Origin of the sequence: Olsenella uli (assembly GCF_901212655.1) — a bacterium.
In the GTDB taxonomy this organism is placed as follows: domain Bacteria; phylum Actinomycetota; class Coriobacteriia; order Coriobacteriales; family Atopobiaceae; genus Parolsenella; species Parolsenella uli_A.
Genome location: NZ_CAAKON010000024.1, coordinates 64,247 through 87,150, shown reverse-complemented (window position 1 = coordinate 87,150; position 22,904 = coordinate 64,247). Strand labels below are relative to the sequence as shown.

The following is a 22,904-nucleotide window of genomic DNA, read 5'->3' as shown; positions in this document are numbered from 1 at the left end:
GCGGGTTCAAGTCCCGCCTCCGACACCAGCCAAAGCAGAGGGCGGGCCCGAAAGGGTCCGCCCTTTTTCGTGCCTCGGCAGGGCCGTTGCGCGAGGCGGCACAGGCGTGGAGCCATTGCAACCGATGCCAGTGTGGTGAGACGAACAAGTCCATCTGGACATCCTGTAAGGGGAGCGGATGCTTGTAGTGCCGTAGCGGAAGATTACAAACATACATGCTGGTAGATGAAGCGCATGCTGTCCATGATGGTGCGTCGCTCATCTCGGGCAGAATTACCCAACCGCTTAACAAGGCATAATGGCGGGAGTTGTTGCCTGTCTGCGAGTGGTCGATGGAACCGATGCCAACGCTGTATTTGGCGCCAATCTTGCGTTGGGACCGTTTTCATCATTCGCTACAAGACAACATTGCGTTTAAGCTTGCGTTTGTTACGACGCGAGAGGCTTTTGCGGAGGTCCTTGTGCTCGCGTTCAGGTAGGTTCGGGCGCGATTGGTGCGCCTGAAAACGGTACCAGCAAAGCTGCCGGAAATGCGCCTGGAGCGACGGCGGGGGAGCGGTGCCAATGTCGAAAGGGACGGGCCATGCAGCTCAGTGTTGCCTGGAAGTGCGCGCGTGCGGCCGTAATCGAGCTCCACAGCGGCGACATCTTCAAGACGGGGGAGCCCTGGAAGCTCTACATCAACGACGTCGAGCGCGGCGAGACGGACCGGGTCGTCACCTATGTGGACGGCCTCGAGCCCTCCACGGTCTACCGCGTGCGCCTCGAGCGCGCGGGCGTGGTCGCCAGCACCGTCATCGTGACGGAGGAGGAGAGCTTCACCCTCAACGTTCGCGACTTTGGCGCCGCGGGCGACGGCGAGCGCGACGACACCGTCTCCATCCAGGCCGCCATCATGAGCTGCCCCGCGCGCGGCCGCGTCCTCGTGCCGGCCGGCACTTACAAGATCACGAGCCTCTTTCTCAAGAGCGAGATTTCGCTCGAACTCGCGGAGGGCGCGCGCCTCGCCGCTCGCTACGACCGCGAGAACCTTGCCTACCTGCCTGAGAACCTCGAGGGCGAGCCGGGTGCGGGCCACGCGGGCACCAACCTTTTGCCCCTGGGCACCTGGGAGGGCGAGAGCCGCAAGATGTTCTGCGGCGCCCTCATGGGCATGCGCGTGCACGACGTGGTGGTCTACGGCCGCGGCATCATCGACGGCCAGGCGAGCTACGACGAGGACAACTGGTGGTACGAGGCGAAGAAGATCCGCATCGCGTGCCGCCCGCGCCTGTTCTTCCTCTCCGAGTGCGAGCGCGTGAGCCTTGCGGGCGTCACGGTGCGCAACAGCCCGAGCTGGAACATCCATCCCGTGCTCTCGAGCCACCTCGGCTTCTGGTGCCTCAACATCGAGGGCCCCAAGGTCTCGCCCAACACCGACGGCCTCGACCCGGAGAGCTGCTGCAGCGTCACCATCAAGGGCTGCCACTTCTCCGTGGGTGATGATTGCATCGCCGTCAAGAGCGGCAAGCTCTCGATGCCGAGGGCACTGCGCCCGCCCTGTCGCGACCTTACGATCGAGCAGTGCTACATGCACGACGGACACGGCTCGGTGGTGCTGGGCTCGGAGGCAGCCGGCGGCATCTGCGGCTTCACGGCGCGCGACTGCCTGTTTGAGCGCACGGACCGCGGCCTGCGCGTCAAGACGAGGCGCGGGCGCGGCAAGGACTCCGTGTTCGTGGGCATCATCTTTGAGAACATCCGCATGACGGACGTGCTGACGCCGTTCGTGGTGAACTCGTTCTACTTCTGCGACCCGGACGGCAAGAGCGACTACGTCCAGTGTCGGGAGGCGCTGCCGGTGGACGACCGCACGCCCAAGGTGGCCTCGCTTAACTTCAGCGACATCGTGGCGCATCGCTGTCACGCCGCCGCGGCCTACATCACGGGCCTGCCCGAGAGCAAGGTGGATCGTCTCGAGCTGCACAACGTCCACATCGATTTTGCCGAGGACGCGCAGGCGGCCAAGCCTGCCATGGCCTGCGGGGTGGAGGAGATGCGCAAGGCCGGCTTCAATGCCGAGCATGTGTCGACCCTCGTGCTGGACCACGTGACCATCGAGGGCCAGGAGGGCGACGAGCTCGTCCTCTCCGACGTGGACGAGGTCGTGCGCTCATAGCGAAATCCTGTTGGTTGGCTGTCTGACGCCCACACGCTGCGGGTCCGGCTCTGCAGCAGGGCTGGCGGCCGCGTGTGGCGCGGGGCCGGGCGGCGACAGGGCCGGCGTCCGCGTGTGGCCCGGGGCCTGCAACAGTGTCGGTCCCCGCGTGTGGCGCGGGGCCTACGACAAGGCCGGCGTCCGCGTGTGGCGCGGAGTCTGCAACAAAGTGGGAGCCTCGCTATCCCTTAATTGGGACGAGGCTCCCACTTTGTTGCAGCTGATACGGTCGTCATAGCCAGCGGATGCCCGGTTGGGTACGCAAAACTTGAGCCCCAGCCCCGAAATGGGGTTGGGGCTCAAGTTCTGCGCGGCGGGCCCCTGCGCGGCGGGCCCCTGTTTAGTGTTGGGCCTCGAGGCACAGAGTAGGCCGCCGAATCCATCGAGAGCAAGGCACGGCCTCAAGGCACGGGGTTTCGTGCGGTAAGCCCGCCGTGAGCAGGGGAACACAGTCAAAGATTGGCGCAATCGGGCCCAATACCGCTACCGTTGAAACCGAGACCATCGACCATTCGCAGAAATGGTTTGATGTGCCAAATAGCCGCTATTTGGCCTTATAGACCCCTATTTCCTGAAACAATCGAGTTATCTGACTCAAAACGACGCGTTTTGACCGTAAGCACCCATAATGCGTCATAAAGCCGTTACCTGCATTCTTTCGCTGTATCTGATAATAGAAACCGATACCATAGAAAGAGCTTCAGAAGACCAGCTGCAACTAATGTCATCAATTCGGCAAGTGGCACGGTGGCCTAAGAACTGCCAGTAAAACGACTTGAAACGGGAATCGTCTTCCTCATAGAATGCACTCAAACGCGGGATGATTGATTCCGCAGTCATCGAAAGAAATCAGAAGAAACCGGTTTCATTGATGACTTTGAAATCAGGGTCATCTGCAGGCAGGCGAACACCTTCGGCCGCTCCAAGCCTGCCTGACCAAGGTCACCCGCAGCAGGGAACACGGGAAGGATCGAAATGTTCAAGTTGGGAAAGAAGCGCAAGATCACCTTCTGGACGCGCCTTGGCTTCGGTATGGGCGGCATGCTCAACTCCGGAGCCCTCACGTTCACGCACAGCTACATGGTGATGTTCCTGTCCACCGAATGCGGCCTGTCGGCTGGCGAGGCGGCCCTCGTGGCGTCTGCGGCCATCTACCTCAACGCCATCCTGTCGCCGATCATGGGCTTCATCGCCGACAACATGTACTCCACCAAGATCGGCCGCAAGTTCGGTCGTCGCCGCTTCTGGCTGCTGCTCGCCATGCCCATGATGCTCGCCGAGCCGCTCATCTTCACGGTGACGCCCTTCGGCTTCCCGTACTACTTCGTGCTCTACATGGTTTACAACGTCGCGTACACCATCACGGCGACGAGCCTGCCCACGCTCACCATCGAGATGACGGACGACTTCAAGGAGCGTACGTACCTCACTGGCTTCAAGCACATGTTCGGTAACATCTCCGGATTCCTGATGGCCGCGCTCGTGGGCTTCGGCTTCGGCGTCTTTGGCGAGACCAACTCGTTCTCCTACTTCATCATCGCCACCATCAACGCGAGCGTCATGCTGATCTCGCTCATCGCCGTGTACTGCTCCACCTGGGAGCGCACGCCTGACGAGGTTGTCCAGGAGAAGATCGAGGGCGTGGGCCAGGCCATCAAGAAGCTCGTCATCGACGTGCTCTCCACCTTCCGCAACCGCTCGTTCCGCCGCGTGCTCTACGCACAGCTCTCCACTAAGCTCGCTGCCGCCTGTTGGAGCGCCTGCCTCTCGTTCTTCATCGTGTATGCGCTCGGCATCGCCAAGTCCTATGAGTCCGTGATGGAGATGCCCGGCAAGGTCGTCGCCATCGTCTGCACCGTGGTCTGGGTTGCCTGGATGGCCAAGAAGGGCTTCCACCTGCCTTGGTACGCCGCCACGCTCGGCTGCGCCGCGTGCATCGTTGCCTTCAACGTGTTCGCCGCTGGCTCTATCACCGGCTTCTCCACGCCGGCTATCGCCATGATCGCCTACCCGATCATCTTCGCCGTCTGGAAGTTCTTCTACGTTGGCTTCCAGTACCTGCCCGACATCCCGCTGAACTACATCCCGGACATCGACGAGCTCATCACACTCCGTCGCCGCGAGGGCATCTACAGCTCGGCCCAGAAGTTCGTTGAGCAGTTCGTCCAGGGAATCGCCGTCACGGCCTGGGGCTTCGTGCTTGACGTCTCCGGCTTCATCCGCTCGGCGGGCAACAGCGCCGACGTGACGCAGCCCGCGAGCGTGCCCATCGCCATCTGCGCCTACATGCTCATCGGCGTCGCCGGCTTCTTCATCCTCGCCGCGTTCCTCGGCAAGCGCATCAACATCGACAAGAAGCAGTGCGACGTGCTCACCACAGAGATTGAGCGCGTCCGTGAGGGTGGCCGCATGGAGGACGTGAAACCCGAGGTCAAGGCCCTCTGCGAGGAGCTCTCCGGCTTCAAGTACGAGAACTGCTTCGGCCACAACAACGTGGGCTACAAGGAAGACACCGTCAAGCCCGCCGCCTAGCCACGTGTCATTGGGGACAGATTCCTTTGCAAGCTTTCTGAGGGTGCTTTCAGGGAAGTTGCAAAAGGGTCTGTCCCCAATTGCGGGCTTGCAGGCCATAATCTCCGCGATATGGGTGATCTCGCCCATCTCGCGGAGATTATGGCCTCCGAGCGTGCGCCGGCCCGAGCCGGGCGCGCCTAGGGGAGACCATTGCCGGGGGCGTGCCGAATTGTGCCGGGGCCCCGTGCGGGGCAATGCGAGCGAGAGAGACCATCGCGAAGGAAAGGAACCGCCATGGGCTGCAACGCCATCCTGGACAGGTACATCGACCAGCTGTTGGAGCGCTCGACGCCCGAGGCGCCCGCGTGGAACATCGAAAAGATTCGCGCCGGCAAGCCCAACAGCTGGAACTACATCGACGGCTGCATGATCAAGGCGCTCATCGAGTTGTACGACATCACCGGTCGTGCTGACTACCTGGACTTCGCCGACGCCTTCATCGACAACTTCGTGGCCGAGGACGGCTCGATTGCGCGCTATGACCCGGCTGAGCACAACCTCGACAACGTGAACGCCGGCAAGACGCTCTTCCGCCTGCACGAGCTTGCGGGCAAGGAGAAGTACCGCCGCGCCGTTGACGTGGTGCGCGGGCAGCTGGACGGGCAGCCCCGCACGCGCGAGGGCAACTTCTGGCACAAGGCCGTATACCCCAACCAGGTGTGGCTCGATGGCCTTTACATGGCCCAGCCCTTCTATCTGCAGTACGAGCTTGCGTATCGCGACGGCCGTGGATGCGCGGACAGCCTGCACCAGTTCGAGGTAGTGCGCGAGCGCATGCGCAACCCCCAGAACGGCCTCTACTACCACGCCTACGACGAGAGCCGCCGCCAGTTCTGGGCAGACCCGGTAACGGGCCTCTCCTCCAACTTCTGGCTGAGGGCCGAGGGTTGGTTTGCCATGGCGCTCGTGGACGCGTGGGAGATCCTGCCCGCGAGCATGTCGGCCGAGCGCGGCGTGCTGGGCGAGATGTTCCGAGAGCTCGTGGGCGCGATGCTGCCGTACCAGGACAGCGAGACGGGCATGTGGCACCAGGTGATCAACCTGCCGGGGATCGCTCCCAACTACCTGGAGGAGAGCGGCAGCGCCATCTTTGCCAACGCCATCATGAAGGGCGCTCGCCTGGGCGTACTGGACAAGGGCCTGTGGGACGTGGGCAAGCGTGCGTTCGACGGCGTGTGCGCCACGTGCCTCTCCGAAGAGGGTGGCGAGCTGGCGCTGGGCAACATCTGCCTGGTGGCGGGCCTTGGCAACAAGCAGCATCGCGACGGCACCTTTGGCTACTACATGAGCGAGCCCGTCGTGACCAACGACGCCAAGGGCGTGGCCCCGCTCGTGCTCGCCTACATCGAGACGATGCGCGGCGACGAGCTCGCAAAGCTGGACGTGGAGGACCCGTTCGGCGGCTTCGTGCGGTAAGTGATGTGCGTACTGAGATGAGATTCGGGTAACGAGGTAGATCATGGCAAATACGCTGCGTGTGGGCATCAGGCTTCACGACATGGCTCCGGCGCCGCTCGAGGAGCGCCTGCGCAGGGCTGGCGAACTCGGCTTTTCTTGCGTTCACTTGGCGAGCAAGGTGGTCTACAAGGAGTACGGCATCTCGCGTGCGGGGCTCACGCCGGGCCTGGCGGCCCATCTGCGCGAGGCATGCGAGCGCGCGGGCGTGGAGGTTGCTGTCTTTGGCTGCTACAAGAACCTCGCGCTTGAGGGCGAGGCGCTGGACGAGCAGCTGGCCGAGTACGCCGCATGCTGCAGGTTCGCAAGCTGGCTGGGCGGCTGCGTCGTGGGTACCGAGACCGGCCGGCCCGACGCGCGCAACCGCATCACCGAGGAGCGGCGGAGCGACGAGGCCCTGCTCGCGCTCGAGCGCGGCGTGGCGCGCTCGGCGGAGCTCGCCGAGCGCTTTGGCGTGACGCTCGCGATTGAGCCGGGCTTCAATGAGGTGGCCTGCACGCCCGAGCGCGTGCAGGCCGTGCTGGACGCGGTGGCGTCACCGGCGCTCGGCGTGCTGTGGGATCCGGTGAGCATGCTGCATGCGAGCGTTGTTGCGCCGGATGCGACGCGCGGCGAGGTCGCTCGCATGATTGAGCTGTGCGGTGACGACGTCTGCGTGCTGCACGCGAAGGATTTCTCGATCGTTCCGGATGAGGGCCCGCTCGAGAACGGCGGCTTGCGCGGCTGGGTTGACGGCTCGGGCCAGCGGCTCGTCTGCCATGGGGCTGGGGAGACCGGGGCCTTCGACTTTTCGCAGGTGGTGGCATGGGCTACCGAGGCAAAGCCGCACATTCAGTGCGTCGTGGAGAACAGCACGCCTGAGACGGCCGAGGGTTGCCTTGCGTATCTGCGGGGATTGTAGGGCGCCTCGTCCCCGCAAAACTCCCTTCTTTTTGGTGACAGTGCAACTTGTAACGCATGCCTCGGGAAAACCGCAGGTAGAATATTGCTGATGCGTTAGAAGTTGCACAGTTGTCTCTTTCGCGGGGCCTGGCACGGGGCCTGCGGGTGGCTTGCGAGGCCGGCCTTGGGCCTGCGGGTGGTTTGCGAGGCCCTGCGGATGAGCGCTGTCGTTGTGGCAGCTCGAGGTTCGTGCGCCACCGCGTCCCTCGTTTCTAGCCGCTGGCTTCCGGCATGACGCCAACCGCCACAGGAGGGTTCATGAGATTCCACGCCCTGCTCGCCGTTAACGATCGCGCCTCGTCCTCCGAGATTTCCTCGAGGCTCGACGCCTACGCCGAGGCCGGCTTTGACGGGGTGGTGTGGCAGCCCAAGGGCCGCATGGCGGGCTGCTATGACGATGCGTACTTCTCCCTGCTCACAGCCGCCATTCTCCACGCGAGGAGCCTCGGGCTCCAATTCGGCCTGAGCGATGGGATGGGCTGGCCCATCTCTTCGCTGGCGGTAGACGTTGCCCGCGAGCTGCCTGGCGCGCGCGTTCGTTGGCTTGCGCTCGAGGGCGCTCAGGAGCTCAACGGCCGGCTCCGCGGCGGCGAGGTGCGCGTCCACGAGCGTCCTGGCGTGAGCGTCTTCTCGCATACCTGCACGCAGGCGCTCATCGAGCGTGTTCTTGAGCTCTATCGCTCGAGGCTCGTCCCGGAGGCGTTCGACGCCGTCGACGTGTTCGCCCCCGGCGAGATGCGCCTGGCAGACATCCCCGTGGGAACCCTGCCTTGGCCTCGCGAGCTCGAGGAGGCGCTTGGGTCTCGCGGAGCGAGCCTCAGCCCCGCCAGCCTTCGTTTGCTCTTCCTTGGGGATTCCGAAGAGGCACGGGCTCTGCGCGTTGCCTACTGGGAGTGCCTCACGGATTGCCTCGTCGCCGGTCTGCTCGAGCCCCTTGGGGCCTGGTGCCGGGCAAACGGGATCGACCTCGCCGTGCGCCTGCACGGCGAGGAGACCCCGTGGTTCCAGGTGTGGCATACCGGCAGCGCTCTGGAGGCGCTCTCTGCCGTGGCCTTTCCGGGCGTCGACACGATCGGGCGCGAGGAGGGCAACCGCTACTTTCCGCGCCTGGCCTCGAGTGCGGCGGCGCTGTCTGGTGCCAGGCGCTCGTTCTGCCTGGCCCTGGGCGGCGCGGGCAACGGCTCTTCGCCCGAGGACCTCGAGCGCCACCTGCGCTGGATTGGTGACTGTGGCGTCTCGGACGTGGTACTCCACGCAGACCAGCTTCGCCTTACGGCTGACGCCATTTGCGGTTGGCCGGCGTCCGTGCCCTCTCACGTCACCTGGCGCCCGGTGTTCCGCTCGCTTCTCGGGCGGCTTCGCTCCGCCGACCAGCGCCCGCGGGTGGTGCGTGGCGCGGAGACCCTCGTTGTGGTGCCCATGCGTGCCATCCAGCGGCGCTTCGTCCCCGGTGAGCTTGCGGGCACCATCGGCTATGACGGCTCGGGAGAGCCCAACTCGGCTGCGGCGCGCATGTCCGACGCGATCGTGTCCCTCATGGACGATGCGGCGGAGCTGGGCGTGTCGCCCCACCTTGTGGAGGAGCGCCAGCTCGAGCGCTGCGCCCGCGTCGAGGGCGATGTGCTTGCGGTGGGTTCCGCTCGCTTCAGGCGTGTGGTTGCCTTTGCCGAGGCCTATGAGTCGCCGCGCGTGTCTGTCCTGCTCATGTCACTCGAGCGTGCGGGTGTTGAGGTACTCACGCCGGAGGGCTGGCTCGCGAGCCTGGGCAAGGTCACGACCTCGTTCGTGGGCATGCCGGAGACGCTGGCCGTGGGCGAGCGGGCGTGTGAGGATGCGCGGGCAACGGCAGCGCCCTCTGGTGCGCACGAGGCAGTGGGACCTGCCGCGTTCGTGCCGCCCCAGGACCCCTGGCACATGACGCCACCTGCGGAGAATCTCCTGGTGCTGGAGCCCGCGGCCCAGGAGCCCGAGGACACCGACCTTGAGGACGAGGAGGCCGGGCCCGTGGTGGGCTCACCTGCCGACGGGTGGCCTGCAGAGCTTACGCTCGCTAACGGACGGCCCGTCTCTAGCATCGCCTCTGCCGCGCGCTTGGAGGCCGCCGCCGACGCCCTCGTGGCCCAGACCCACTTCGGCGACGACCTCTCGGACGTTCCGCTCCGCATCAACCTCAGCGACCCGGTCTCGCTGCTCGCGTGGGATAGCGTCGAGCTGGCGTGCCATGTGGCCGAGGGCAACTACCTCACCGCCAACATCCCGGCCAAGCTTTGCGGACCAGGCATGCATGAGCTGCGGATTATTGCCAAGGACGAGCCGCAGCCGCAGATCTTCCTTGCCGGCCGCTTTGGCGCCTGGGCTCGCCTGTGGCCCTTCGACGAGCGCCAGATGACGAGCTCGGGCAACTTCGAGGTCTATCGTCAGGAGAATCTCTCGGAGCTTTCCTACGACCTCCTCGAGAGCGGCTATCCGTTCTCGTTCCTGCCGGTGAGGCTCGACAAGTCGTTCCACGCGGAGGCCGAGGGCCGCTATCGCGTGCGCCTCGAGGACGTGCGGGCAAGCGCGGCGCGCATTCGCGTGGACGGGGGAGAGCCGCTAGACGTGTGGGGCCCAGACTTCGAGACGGAGCCGCTTCCGCTTGCGGCGGGCGAGCACGAGCTCTCCGTCGAGCTCTACAACAGCACCTACAACGTGCTCGGCCCGCACCACTACTATCGTGGTGACGTCTCGCTCGTGACGCCGGCTCAATATGCGGGCAGGCGCAACTTCGCCGACCCCGAGCATGCGCCCGAGCATACGTCGGTGAGCTCATGGCACTTCGTGCGCTGGGGCGTGGGCGAGCACGTGGCTCTCGTACCCCCGGAGGATGGTCGCGCGTGAAGGCGCGACGCGGGTGTCCGAAGAATGCGGCGGGGGCCTGGCGTGAGCAATGATGGGAGGGCCCCATGTGCGCGCATGGGGGGACCCGTTCGAGCTCGTGCGCACATGGGGCTGCTCGAGCTCGTGCGCACATCTGTCCACGAATCCGGGCGATTGTGCTGTCGAGGGACGGGGCGCAGGCAGGGACATGGGGCTGGGGCTCTGGCAGCCCGGACATCGTCCCGTCCTGTCCACGAATCCGGGCGATTGTGTGATTTGCACGACGCCCGCGGTGCTGACCGCTTAGGCGCCGGCATTCCTGTCCACGAATCCGGGCGATTGCGAGGCAGGGATCAGCCGACAGGGTCGTTTGTCCACGAATCTCCGGGATTGCGTAGCCGCGGCAGGCATCCAGGGCTGTCGGTTATGGTGTGGTTGTCCGACGCATTGTAAAACCGCAGGTAGACTGATTGACGGTTTTGTCATGCGTGGGAGAGTTCCTCCGACATGGCCTCCTCGCCGTCTAATGAGCCGTTCCGGCATGCCCCGATCACGCAATCGGCCCGATTTCTGCGCAACCTTGGTCCTTGTTAAGCCCCATGTCCGCAATCGCCTGGATTCGTGGACAACAATCGAGGGCGCTCACGAAGGGATGCAAAGGGATGCGGGCGCCATGTTTGCCATGTCCGCAATCGCCCGAATAAACCCTCGGCGCTAAACGAGCCCCAGCCAGATTCCCAACCGGATCGAAAGATAGGGAACTAAACGAGGCGTCTGGTTTCCCGTCCTTCGGTTCGGCATCTGCGCTGTTTTGGGCGCGTCCCCTCCATCCGTTGTGCCGAGACTGCGGGAAGCAATCCGCACGGTTTGGTTCCCGCAGTCTCGGCTCGCCGCGTATGCCTCGCCGCCCCCGCCCCGAAGTCTCGGCTCGCCGCGTATGCCTCGCCGCCCCCGCGTTCCGCCAGCGGAGTACCATGACAGCGTACGACGGTATCGAGGGGCCGCCCGCCTGGGTGGCCCCGTGTCATCTGGGGGTCTCTCATGAAGTATGCGGTCATCGGTGCCGGTGCCATGGGCCTGCGCTACGGCATCCACCTCAAGGAGTACGCGGGCAAGGACGTCGACTTCATCGACGCCTGGGAGCCCAACGTCGAGAAAACTCGCGAACAGGGCGGCGTCTACGTGGCGCGCGACCACGAGAACCGCCATCTCGTGCCCATCGACGTCTACTACCCCGAGGAGTACACCGGCGAGCCCGACTGCTGGATCGTCTTCATGAAGCAGATGCAGCTCGACGACATGCTCAAGCGCTGCGCCCACCTCTTCAAGCCCGGCCAGCTCTGCTTCACGGCCATGAACGGCATGGGCCACTACGAGAAGCTGCTCGAGTACTTCGACCCGGCGCACCTCTTTGGCGGCACGGCCGTCATCGCCACCGTGCTGCCCGGTCCCGGCGACGTGGACTTCATGGGCGCGCTCGGCAAAGAGTACATGCACATCTGTGCCTACGACAACAAGCGCACTCCGGCTGGCGACGAGCTCTTCGCGGACCTCACCGCGGCCAAGCTCGGCCCCGAATGGAGTCCCGACATCATGAGCATGTCCATGGCGAAGGTCATGCTCAACTCGGTGTGCAACACGCTTTGCACCATGTTCGAGATTCAGATGGGCCCCATCGGCGCGGATGAGCACATGCGTCACGTCTGCTCCCAGCTGGTGGACGAGGGCTTTGACGTGTGCGAGCTCGCGGGCATCGACCTCGGCATCAGCCGCGAGCAGGAGGTTGACGCCATCATGCAGAGCTTTGTCGACCTCAAGTACCACTATCCCAGCATGTGTCAGGACATGTTCAAGGGTCGCCCCACCGAGGTGGATTACATCAATGGCTACATCGTGAAGCTTGGGCGTGAGCATGGCTACGAGGCCGTGCGCCACGAGCTGCTCTGCAACGAGGTCCACTTTGCCGAGACGGCGCACCGCTGGCACGAGGAGCAGGCGGCTGCCAAGTAGCGATCGGTCGCCATCGGGCGGCGCCGGGTTGGTTAGCCGCCGGGTTGGGTGGCCGCCGGGATTGAGCCGCGCGCCAGGCGGCTGCCAAGTAGCCGTGCGAGCCTGCCTTGCCGCAGGTCCTGCGCAAGGCCGATGCAAGAAAGCGAGCCAATCGGAAGCCAGGTGTGCGCTGGCTTTCCGATTGGCTCGCTTTTCATGAGCGCGCGGCCGCCTCCCATGCGTGAGGCAGCCGCGCGCTTCCTGCTTGGGGTGCCATTTCGTTCGAAACGCCGCATGGCGCGGGGCACCGTGCGCTTCGAAACGCCGATGGCGCGGGGTACCGTGAACTTCGACACGCCGCATGGCGCGGGGCACGTTGGGCGCTTCGGGATGCCGCCCGGCCCGGAACGCTACGCGGTCTTCGCCTTGGCCTCCACGTCAACAATGGCCTTGGGGTCGGCAAGAACGCTGCGGTCGAGGTCCTTGCAGGCGTTGGATGCCGTCACGCCAGCAACCATGGCGTCGCTCACGTTGAGCGCGGTGCGGCCCATGTCGATGATCATCTCGACGCTCGCAAGCACGCCAACGATGCCGATGGGGAGGTTGAGCGTGCCCAGTACCACGAGCGAGGCGAAGGTGGCGCCGCCGCCCACACCGGAGATGCCGAACGAGCTGATGACCACGACGGCCACGAGGCTCAGCACGAAGGCGGGGGAGAGCACGTCGATGCCCACCGTCGGGGCGATGATCGTGGCGAGCATGGCGGGGTAGATGCCCGCGCAGCCGTTCTGGCCGATGGAGACGCCGAGGCTGGCGGAGAGGTTGGCGCTGGCCTCGTCCACGCCAAGGGCCTTGGTCTGGGTTTCGATGTTAAACGGCATGCAGCCGGCACTCGTGTGGGAGACGAACGCAAAGGAGAGCACGGGGAAGGTCTTGCGCACGTAGGTCGCGGGGCTTACGCCCTGGACCGCCAGGATGACGAGGTGCACAAGGAACATGCCAATCAGCGCCACGTAGCTCACGAGTACGAATTTGCCGAGGTCGATGACGGCGGCGAAGTCGCTCGTGGCCATGACGTTGGCCATGAGGGCGAGGATGCCGTACGGGGTGAGGTCCATCACCATACTCACGATGCGCATCACAATGCCGTTGAGGCTGTCGACGAAGTTCTTGAAGAACTCGGCCTGCTCGGCGTTCCTCTCCCGGAGCTTGAGCCAGGCGACGCCGCAGATGACGGAGAACACCACGACGCCCACGGTGGAGTTGGCTCGGCTACCGGCGAGGTCGGCGAAGATGTTGGGCGGGATGAACGAGACGATGACCTGAGGCAGCGTGAGACCCTCGACCGTCTGCTGCTTGGTCTGCAGGGCGGTCATGGTGTCCTGCGCCGCGGTCTGGGTGAAGCTCGCGCCGGCGAGGCCGGAGAAGGCGATGACGGCCCAGCCGAACAGGGCGGCGATGGCAACGGTGCCCAGCAGGACGGCCATCACGACGCCGGAGATTTTGCCGAACTTGTCAGTGACCTTGGCGTGGGTGAAGGCGTTCACGATCGAGACGAAGATCAGCGGAATGATCAGCATCTTGAGCAGGGCGATGTAGCCCTTGCCCACGATGGAGATCCAGTCGAGGGCCGTGGTGGTGGCATCGGTCTTGAGGCCCAGGAAGAGCTGGATGCCTCCGCCGAGCACAAGGCCCGCGGCCAGCGCGATGAACACGCGCGGCGTGAAGTTTGTGCCCCTGCGCTTGAGAGCGACGAGGCCGATGAGCAGGGCAACGAAGACGACGAGCGTCACGAGCACCTGCCCGATGGTTTCTGGCGACATGTGACTTCCCTCCATGTCTTGCCGCTGGCCTCAGGTTGCGCGGGGTCGGGCGGCACGCGATCAGTAGGACGTGGAATAGTATGCACGAATAACCTACTAAACACGTAGGGAATTATGAAATATTTTCAGGAAGAAAAGGGACGCCGGATAACGTCCCCTTGGTTCGGGCTACAGCGTGGTGGCACCCCACTGGACGTCGCAGCTCAGGACCTGGTGCGGGTCTACTGTGGCATCGCCGGCGATGAGGTCCAGCAGCAGGCGACAGGCTTGGCGTCCCTCCTCGAGGGCCGGCTGCATCACAACCGACACGCTCGGGCTCGCCACGCCCACCCACTCGGCGTTGTCGAAGCCGAGTAGGCCTACCTTGTCCGGCATCATCGGGTAGAACTCGCGCATGGCCACGTAGACGTCCGGCAGAGTCCAGCAGTTGGGGGCAAAGACGAGCGTGGGCGTGGTGCCGTCGATGTTGGAGCGCAAAAACTCCTGGAGCTTGGGCACGTCTACCTGGTCGTTCTCAATCTCGAACTGCGTGAAGCCCACCTCAGACGCCTCGAGCGCGTCCACGAAGCCGCTCGTGCGCTCGATGCGCGAGCTCAGCAGCTGCGGCGGCGCGGCTACAAGCAGGAAGCGTTCGTAGCCCTTGCGCGCGCACTCGGTGACCGCGCGGAAGGTGGCCTCGTAGTTGTCCGTCTTCACCCAGCTGGAGGCAAAGTCGTAGAACTTGCTGTCAAAGAAGACAAGCTGCTTGCCGGCGGCCTCGATGACCTGCGAGATCTCCTTGAAGCGGGCCGTGGGCTGCACGATGAAGCCGTCCACGCCAACGGCGAGCAAGCGGTCGATGTAGGCGCGCTCGTCGGTGCGGCTGTGGTTGGAGCTGCTCACGAGCGTGCGGTAGCCCTTTTCGGCCGCGACACCCTCGATTCCCTTCACGATCTGGTTGGAGAACGTGTTGGTGATGTCGCCGATGATGACGCCGATGAGCGACGTCTTCTTGGCGTTCATGCCACGAGCGATGGGGCTGGGCTCGTAGCCGGTCTTGGCGATGGCCTCGCGGATGCGCTCCTGCGTTTTGGAGCTCATGCGCTCCGTCTTGCCGTTGAGGTAAAAGGAGACCGTGGTCTTGGAGATGCCCGCCATGGTGGCGATGTCATTGATGGTGACGCGTTTCTTGGTGTTGGCGGGCATGGTGACTCCTCTGGTGGCTGCTTGCCATCAGTTTATCTCAGGTTTACCTATCTTATGCTCGTATTTCCTGCGTATTTGATGCAAACCAGTAAACTAGTTGGGAGCGGTGTGACGCCCAGCACCTGCAACATCAGCCTGGAAACCTCGGACATGGCCTTCATCCCGAGCCCGGAGCCTCGCGTGGACGAGGTTGCCGCATGCCCCAACTGTCCCGGGGATGTCGCGAGCCTCAGCCGTCGCCAGGCTATTTCATCGGCACGACCTCGCGCCAGCAGCCGTCGGGGTCCTCGACGAAATAGATGCCCATGGCTTCGTTCACATAGCACACGCAGCCCATTTCCTCGTGCAGCTTGCGCGCGGCCTCCATGTCGTCCACGGCGAAGGCCAGGTGCGTGTCGTCACCGCCGTTGTTGTAAGGCTCGACGCGGCCGCGGTTCCAGGTGAGCTCGAGCTGGAAGTCGCTCTCGTCGTTGCCCATGAAGATGATTTCCCAAGAGCCATCCTCGGGGCCCTTTCTGCCTAGGATGTGCAGGCCAAACGCCTTCTCGTAGAATGCGATGGACTTGTCGCGGTCGAGCACGTGGACGCAGTCGTGAACCATCTTTGCGCGCATGTGAGTTCCTTCCGGTTGCCGTTTGCATGCGGTTGAGATTGTAGCGGCGGGTTGCCGGGTGTGCTGTTGCTGTGGCTGGTGGTACGGCGCCCGGCGGATGGAGCGTCGTGGCGCCACGGCTGGTGGTGCGACAGGCGGCTGCGTGCTGGCGCTACGGATGGTGGTGCGACAGGTGGCTGCGTGCTGGCGCCACGGCAGGTGGTGCGATAGGTGGCTGCGTGCTGGGCTACGGCTGGCAGCGCGGCTATCTTCGGGCTGGTGGGCGAGGTGCGCCGGAGGCTGAGAAATCTTTTCTTGTCTTTACGAAACTTTGCTTGACAAACCGGTTTACTGACTTCAATATGACCTTGTAAATTGGTTTACAAGAGCGAAGGACCAACGCCAAGCTCCTCTTGCTAGGTAGGGGAGGAGTACGACGAAGAAGGCAGTTGCCGTCACAGCCGAGCGGCCGGGGCGGCCGGTCAGGCGGCTACGCGAGTGGCTGAGCGGCCGGGGCAAACGGTCGGCTGGCTGCGCGGGTGGCAATGCGATCGAGACAAACGGTCAGGCGGCTGCGCGGGCAGCTGAGCGGCCGGGACAGCCGGTCGGGCGGCTACGCGAGTGGCTGAGCGGCTACGGCAATCAGCCAAGCAACTGCAAGACGCGCCAACGCGCTGGTCCCGACCCTCATCACCAAGGAGGTTTGTATGGCAGAGCAGTACGCAGATCCCAGTGTCTTCAGCATGGACAGCTTCCGCCTGGACGGCAAGGTGGCCCTCGTGACCGGTGCCTCCTACGGCATCGGCTTCGCCCTGGCAACCGCATTCGCCAAGGCTGGCGCCAAGATCGCCTTCAACGACCGCAACCAGGACAAGCTCGACGAGGGCCTTGCCTCCTACACCAAGGAGGGCATTGAGGCCAAGGGCTACATTGCCGACGTCACGAGCGAGGAGGACGTCGCCGGCCTCATCGAGAACATCAAGAAGGACTTCGGCACCACGCCGGACATCCTGGTCAACAACGCCGGCATCATCACGCGCACCCCGATGCTCGAGATGAGCGCCGCCGAGTACCGCAAGGTCGTCGACATCGACCTCACGGGCCCGTTCATCGTCTCCAAGGCGGTGCTTCCCGGCATGATCGAGAAGGGGCACGGCAAGATCATCAACATCTGCTCCATGATGAGCGAGCTCGGCCGCGAGACCGTCGCCGGTTACGCGGCTGCCAAGGGCGGTCTCAAGATGCTCACTCGCAACATCTGCTCCGAGTTTGGCGAGCACAACATCCAGTGCAACGGCATCGGCCCGGGCTACATCGCCACGCCGCAGACCGCGCCGCTGCGCGAGAAGCAGCCGGACGGCTCCATGCACCCGTTCGACGCCTTCATCCGCGCCAAGACGCCGGCCGCGCGCTGGGGCACGCCGATTGACCTCATGGGCACCGCGGTGTTCCTGGCCTCCGACGCCTCGAACTTCGTGAACGGCCAGGTCATCTATGTCGACGGTGGCATCCTCGCCTACATCGGCAAGCAGCCGAAGTAACGCCGAGGTTGAAACTGTCTGAGTTGCGCCGGGTCGGGCTCGCCTGAGCTCAAGTGGCGCCGCTTTTGCTGGGCGGATTCCCGCCAACCTGGTATCGGGCGGGTCAGAATCTCGCTCTCAACGCCGATTTTGGCGCCGAAGTCGAGACTCTGGTCCCTTCTTGCGTGCGGCCGCCCTGTGCTCTGCCGCTGCAAGTAGTCGATAGAAACAACCAACTGCCGAGAGCGAACGCGCGTCTCTCGGCCCGCACCGAAAGGAACCTCACGATGAAGATCGCCCTCATCAACGAGAATAGCCAGAACTCCAAGAACACGATGATCGAGGCCGCCCTCAAGAAGGTCGTCGAGCCCATGGGCCACACCGTGTTCAACTACGGCATGTACGCCGCCGAGGGCTCCGCGCCGCTCACCTACGTGCAGAACGGCATCCTTGCCGCCGTGCTGCTGAACTCCGGCGCGGCTGACTACGTGGTCACCGGCTGCGGCACTGGTGAGGGCGCCATGCTCGCCTGCAACAGCTTCCCCGGCGTGCTTTGCGGCCATGTCGAGGATTCTCTCGATGCCTACACGTTTGCCCAGGTCAACGATGGCAATGCCGTGGCCATGCCGTTTGCGCTCAAGCAGGGCTGGGGCGCCGAGCTCAACCTCGAGTACACCTTCGAGAAGCTCTTTGGCTTCGGCTCTGGCAACGGCTACCCTGCCGAGCGCGTCGAACCCGAGCAGCGCAACAAGAAGATTCTCGACGGCGTGCGCGCCGTCACCATGCGTCCGCTGGTCGACATCCTCGGCGAGCTTGACCAGGATCTCGTGAAGGGCGCCCTGGCCGGCGAGCACTTCCAGGAGTACTTCTTCGCCAACGCCACCGACGAGGCCATCATCGCCAAGGTCAAGGAGATTCTGGGCCTGTAAGCTGGGTCTTAGGACCGAGGCATTTTGATCTGCCGCGCGTGTGCCTCTCACATAAGCTTGCAGCTGGGCCTGCGTCTCCGCCTCGAGCGGGACGCGGGCTTTTTTCATGGCAAAAGGCGGGGCCCCATGCGCTTGCCGTCACTCGGCAGACTTGAGCGCTCCCACCATGTCCACGCGGTCGAGCGAGCGGTTCGTGATGAGGCGCACCACCACGGCAAAGAGCATCGACATGCCGCAGCTCCAGACATAGCTCAGCGGGTGAATCTCCACGGCAAAGTACATCGACGGCATGTTGAGCACGTAGGTGAGGGCATGGCCGAGCACCGTGCCCACGGGTATGCCGCATGCGGTGCCCATCGCGGCCAGGATGAGCAGCTCCTTGTTCACGTACGTGCGCACCTCGCCGCGCCGGAATCCCAGCACCTTGATGGTCGCCAGCTCGCGCTTGCGCTCGGAGATGTTGGTGGTGGAGAGCGTGAACAGCACCACGAACGAGAGCCCGGCGGCGAGCGTCGTGATGAGCACAACCACGTAGTTGATGAGCATGAAGTTGGCCGTGAAGTCGCGGATGCCCTCCTGGATGCTCGTGACGCTCAGGTAGGTGGGGTCCGAGGCGAGTTGGTTCGCGAATGCGATCTGCGCGTCCGCGTCTCCGCTGAGGTGGGCGAGCATGGCATTGGCCTCGAGCGGCACGCCGAAGAGCCGCTCGTAGGTGGACTGCGTCAGGTACACGGCGTTGCCGAGGTAGTTCATAACCACGGCATCCACGCGGGCGTTGGCTTGGCGAAGCGCCGTGTCCTGCACCGTGAGCTCGTCGCCCGCGCCAAAGCCGAGGACGGTGCTTGCGTTCTTCGTCGCGAGCACGCCATCGTCCTCGGTGCCCGCCACGCCGTCCGGGCCCGCCGTGGCCTCCTCGAGGGAGAGGTGCCCGCCAGACTCGGTGCGCAGGTCGATGTAGCCGTCGAGCGAGAAGCCGTCTGGCACCACGACGAGCTGCACCGTCTCCTTGGCGCCGTTGTGGTCGAGGGTCATATTCTCCGTGCGCACGGGAACGTAGCCCTCCACCTCGCCGGCTGCCGTGAGCTGGGCCGCGGCTCCCTCGAGGTCTTGGGGCTGGGTCACGGCGAGCAGATCGTACTCGTAGATGCCGGCGCGGCTCGCGTCCCCGTACTGGTTGGGCGAGAGCGCCAGCACCGTGTCCGCGATGGCAAAGCCGCAGATCATGAGGGCCGTGCAGCCCGCCACGCCAAAGATCGTCATGGCCAGGCGACGCTTGTAGCGGAAGAGGTTGCGGGCCGTGACCTTGTTGAGGAACGACAGCCTGCGCCAGGCCGGCCCGATGCGCTCGAGCAGGATGCGCGTGCCGGCCCTCGGTGCCTTGGGGCGCATGAGGGCGGCGGGCTGCTCCGCCAGCTCGCCGCGCACCGTGAGCGCCGTGGCCGCGCTGATGCCCACAACGAACATGCCCACCGCCAGCGCACAGAGGCCGGCGTCGAAGTGCAGGTTCATCTGAGGCAGGGTGTACATGACCTCGAACACGCCGAACAGGAACTCGGGGAGGGCAATAAAGCCCAGCACGGAGCCTATGGCTCCGCCAAGCGCCGCCGCCGAGAGCGTGTAGGTGACGTACTTGGACATGATGCGTGCGCGTCGGTAGCCAAGCGCCTTGTAGAGCCCGATGAGCCCGCGCTCCTCCTCGACCATGCGCGTGGCCGTGGTGAGCGAGACGAGGATGGCCACCGTGAGGAAGATGGCCGGGAACACCGTCCCGATGACCTGGATACAGCTGGCGTCGGAGTCTATTGAGGCGTAGCTGGAAATGGCCGAGCGGTCCTGAACGTACCAGGTGGCCTGGCCGATGTCGGCAATCTTTGCGCGGGCATCGGCTATCTTGGCGAGCGCCTCGGCCTTCTGGCGCTCGAACTCCTCGCGCCGGGCGTCGAGCTCCGCCTGGCCGTCCGCTGCCTGCGCCTCGGCGTCGTCGAGCTGGGCGGCCGCGCCTGCGAGTTGTTCGGCGGCCGACGCGCGCCGGCCGTCGAGCTCCGCCTGGCCCGCCTCGAGCTCGGAGAGGCCGCTGCGGTAGCTGGCCCATCCCTGGCTAAGCTGAGCACGCCCGTCCGCAAGCTGCACGGCGCCCGCCTCGAGCTCGACGCGCCTGGCGTCGATGGTGGCCTGCGCCTCGGGGATGGCTCCCGCGAGTGCGTCGCGGGCGGCGTCGACCTGCGCTCGGGAGAGGGCAAGCTTGCCGGCGCCTTCCGCGAGCTGGCGGGCGGAGTCCGGAAGCGCCGCGAGCTGCCCCCGTTGGCTGGCGAGTATCTCGCGCACGGCCGCAAGTTGGTCGCGAGCCTCGGTGAGCTTGGCCGTGTCCGCCATGGGGTCGTCGAGCTTCTGCCGGGCGTCGCGCACCTGGGCGAGCTGGCTCTCGGTAAGCAGGCCGCTCTGCTCCAGGTTCGTCACGAGCTCGTTGGCTCGCGAGGCGACGTCTTGGCGCAGCTCCTCTTCTCCGGCGATGAGGCGGTCGAGCAGGGAGAGCGTCTCGTCAGTGAGCGTGAGGCCCGTGTCGAGGAGGGGGAGGGCGGTGTCCGCATAATCCTTGATGCGGGAGACGAACGCCTCCTGCGCGGCCGCGGAACTCTCCTTGTCCGCGGCGTCGAGCACGGCCTGCCACTCGGCCTCGGGCCAGCTCGCCCCCAGGGCCGCGCGCAGCTGGCTGGCCCCACTCGTGACCTCGTACATGCCGGCGTCGTAATCGGCGATGCCCCGCTCCGCCGCCTCGCGCTGGGCATCGAGGGTGGCCTGTGCGGCGTCGAGCTGCGCGCGGCCGTCCACAAGCTGGGCTTCTCCGTCTGCCACCTGCGTCTCGTTGGCCTCGAGTTGTGAGCGCGCGAGCTCGAGCTGGAACTTGCCGGCGTCAATCTTCCGCTGCGCGGCGTCGAGCTGCTCCCTGGCGCTCGCGCCCTGCCGGGCAAGCTGCGCGCGCCCGTCCGCAATCTGGGCGAGGGCGTCATCGATGGTGGCCTGGGCGTCCGCGAGCTGCTGCTCGCCCGTGGCAAGCCGTGCGTTCGCGTCCGCCTCGGCCTCGTCTACCTGCGCCTCGGCATCTGCGCGCACCTCCTGCTCGCGTGCCGCCTCGCGCTCGCCCTTGATTGCCTCGACCTTCGCAGCCACCTCGGAGACACGCTCCTGGTAGGCGCCCGAAAAGCCATTGAGCTGCGCCGCGCCGCTTACCCGAAGGTAGACGACGGAGTAGACGTCGCTCGTCACTGCGGCCGCCGGCACGAAGAACGCGTACTTGGCACCCGTGGCCCTAAAGGACGACGAGCCGTTCTTGGCCGCCACGCTCGTGGGGTCGATGACGGCGGCCACGATGGTGTAGTCGCGCTGCTCGAAGAGCTCGCTGTCCGCGTCGTCTGCCGAGAAGGTAAGGATGTCTCCCAGCTGCTTGCCGCTCTCCTCGAGGTATTCGCTCGTCACGGCCACCTCGTTGGCGCTCGCGGGCAGGCGGCCCTCGATGAGGTAGGGCTTGTTCATGCCCTGGGCGGTGAGTGCGTGCACGGCAACCGAGTGCCGGGCGCCGCCTACCTGCGTGTAGGCGGTCTCGTCCCAGCTGCCCTCGGCCGCCTCCACGCCGTCAAGGGCGGCGAGCGCAACCACGTCGTCATCGGTGAGGCCCAGGGTGGACTGCACGCTTACGTCGTAGAGCCGCTGCGCGTCGAAGAACTCGTCGGCCGAGAGGCGCAGGTCCTCGCAGGCGATGGTGAGGCCCACGAGCATCGTGATGCCCAAAAGGCAGATGGCCGCGATGGACAGGAAGCGGCGGAGGCTGCCGCGCATGGTCCGTAGGGTGTCCTTGGCGAAGGCCGATGGGCCGTGCCCCCGGCGTCCACGCCAACGAGCGCTCGCCGCGCCCGCCCGCCGACCGCGCTCATATGTATGCGTTGGCTTCGTCACGGCTACCACTCAATCTGGGCGATAGGGGTGGGGGAGGCGTTCGTTGCCATCTCCGTGACCCGCCCGCTCTTGAAGCGTATGAGGCGGTCGGCCATGGGGGCCAGCGCGGCGTTGTGGGTGATGAGCACGACGGTGATGCCGTCGGTTCGGCACGTGTCCTGAAGCAGCTGGAGAATCTGCTTGCCGGTCTTGTAGTCGAGCGCGCCCGTGGGTTCGTCACAGAGCAGAAGCTTGGGGTTCTTGGCAACGGCTCGGGCGATGGAGACGCGCTGCTGCTCGCCGCCGGAGAGCTGGGCGGGGAAGTTGTTAAGCCGCTCGCCCAGGCCCACGCGGCCGAGGGTCTCGCGCGCGTCTAGGGAGTCCGGGCAAATCTGGCTTGCGAGCTCGACGTTTTCGAGCGCGGTGAGGTTGGGCACGAGGTTGTAGAACTGGAACACGAAGCCCACGTCCGAGCGACGGTACTCGACGAGCTCGGCCTCGGTGGCATGCGTGATGTCCCGGCCGTCCACCACGACGCGGCCCGAGGTGGCCGAGTCCATGCCGCCGAGGATGTTGAGCGCCGTAGTCTTGCCCGCTCCGCTCGCACCGAGCACCACGGCAAGCTCTCCGCGCTCCACGGCGAAGCTCGCGCCGTCAAGTGCGTTGATGCGCGCGTCGCCAGTGCCGTAGGTCTTTGTGACGTTATCGAACTCGATGTAAGACATGGGCGCTCCCGTGGGGTGTGCGATTGAGCTGCCTGCACGCTTGCCGCGGCGCGTGCCGGGTGCCGGGCGAGCTGCCAGCCTGGGCGGTGCCCACCTGCACCGGGTGCGGTACGGGCCGGGCGGTACCTGGCTACGACGGCCAAGGTGCGAGCCGAGCGGCTCCTGTCTGTACCGGGTGGGGCGCTGC

At 65.2% G+C, this 22,904-nt stretch carries 13 protein-coding genes; 8 read left to right on the top strand and 5 right to left on the bottom strand.

Annotation, left to right across the window (positions count from 1 at the left end; all coding sequences use genetic code 11):
• Nucleotides 1–583: 583 nt before the first annotated feature.
• From EFAMC2_RS05710 to EFAMC2_RS05685, 6 genes are all read left to right on the top strand, one after another.
• Nucleotides 584–2,158: a glycoside hydrolase family 28 protein gene (locus EFAMC2_RS05710; RefSeq protein WP_154027880.1), complete on the top strand. Its 1,575-nt coding sequence runs from the start codon at nt 584–586 to the stop codon at nt 2,156–2,158.
• Between the two features lie 1,014 nt (nt 2,159–3,172).
• On the top strand, nt 3,173–4,729 hold the full coding sequence (locus EFAMC2_RS05705; RefSeq protein ID WP_154027879.1) for an MFS transporter: 1,557 nt from the start codon (nt 3,173–3,175) through the stop codon (nt 4,727–4,729).
• Between the two features lie 276 nt (nt 4,730–5,005).
• Nucleotides 5,006–6,187, top strand: coding sequence for a glycoside hydrolase family 105 protein (locus EFAMC2_RS05700; RefSeq protein WP_154027878.1), 1,182 nt, complete (start codon nt 5,006–5,008; stop codon nt 6,185–6,187).
• 43 nt (nt 6,188–6,230) lie between these two features.
• Nucleotides 6,231–7,127: a sugar phosphate isomerase/epimerase family protein gene (locus EFAMC2_RS05695; RefSeq protein WP_154027877.1), complete on the top strand. Its 897-nt coding sequence runs from the start codon at nt 6,231–6,233 to the stop codon at nt 7,125–7,127.
• Between the two features lie 299 nt (nt 7,128–7,426).
• On the top strand, nt 7,427–10,045 hold the full coding sequence (locus EFAMC2_RS05690) for a hypothetical protein (protein ID WP_154027876.1): 2,619 nt from the start codon (nt 7,427–7,429) through the stop codon (nt 10,043–10,045).
• Nucleotides 10,046–11,065: 1,020 nt separating this feature from the next.
• On the top strand, nt 11,066–12,034 hold the full coding sequence (locus tag EFAMC2_RS05685; RefSeq protein WP_154027875.1) for a ketopantoate reductase family protein: 969 nt from the start codon (nt 11,066–11,068) through the stop codon (nt 12,032–12,034).
• 389 nt (nt 12,035–12,423) lie between these two features.
• Here EFAMC2_RS05685 and EFAMC2_RS05680 read toward each other — a convergent pair whose 3' ends face one another.
• The 3 genes from EFAMC2_RS05680 to EFAMC2_RS05670 form a co-directional block, all read right to left on the bottom strand.
• Nucleotides 12,424–13,836, bottom strand: a complete 1,413-nt coding sequence (locus EFAMC2_RS05680; protein ID WP_154027874.1) for an L-cystine transporter — start codon at nt 13,834–13,836, stop codon at nt 12,424–12,426.
• Nucleotides 13,837–14,004: 168 nt separating this feature from the next.
• Nucleotides 14,005–15,021: a LacI family DNA-binding transcriptional regulator gene (locus EFAMC2_RS05675; RefSeq protein ID WP_154027873.1), complete on the bottom strand. Its 1,017-nt coding sequence runs from the start codon at nt 15,019–15,021 to the stop codon at nt 14,005–14,007.
• Nucleotides 15,022–15,265: 244 nt separating this feature from the next.
• On the bottom strand, nt 15,266–15,634 hold the full coding sequence (locus tag EFAMC2_RS05670; RefSeq protein ID WP_154027872.1) for a VOC family protein: 369 nt from the start codon (nt 15,632–15,634) through the stop codon (nt 15,266–15,268).
• Between the two features lie 722 nt (nt 15,635–16,356).
• Here EFAMC2_RS05670 and EFAMC2_RS05665 point away from each other — a divergent pair.
• Nucleotides 16,357–17,154, top strand: coding sequence for a gluconate 5-dehydrogenase (locus EFAMC2_RS05665; protein WP_187325175.1), 798 nt, complete (start codon nt 16,357–16,359; stop codon nt 17,152–17,154).
• Nucleotides 17,155–17,420: 266 nt separating this feature from the next.
• Nucleotides 17,421–18,062, top strand: a complete 642-nt coding sequence (locus tag EFAMC2_RS05660; RefSeq protein ID WP_154027870.1) for an RpiB/LacA/LacB family sugar-phosphate isomerase — start codon at nt 17,421–17,423, stop codon at nt 18,060–18,062.
• Between the two features lie 138 nt (nt 18,063–18,200).
• Here the strand turns inward: EFAMC2_RS05660 and EFAMC2_RS05655 are convergent, their stop codons facing one another.
• Nucleotides 18,201–21,896, bottom strand: coding sequence for an FtsX-like permease family protein (locus EFAMC2_RS05655; RefSeq protein WP_154027869.1), 3,696 nt, complete (start codon nt 21,894–21,896; stop codon nt 18,201–18,203).
• A gap of 119 nt (nt 21,897–22,015) precedes the next feature.
• Nucleotides 22,016–22,717: an ABC transporter ATP-binding protein gene (locus EFAMC2_RS05650; RefSeq protein WP_154027868.1), complete on the bottom strand. Its 702-nt coding sequence runs from the start codon at nt 22,715–22,717 to the stop codon at nt 22,016–22,018.
• Nucleotides 22,718–22,904 lie beyond the last annotated feature (187 nt).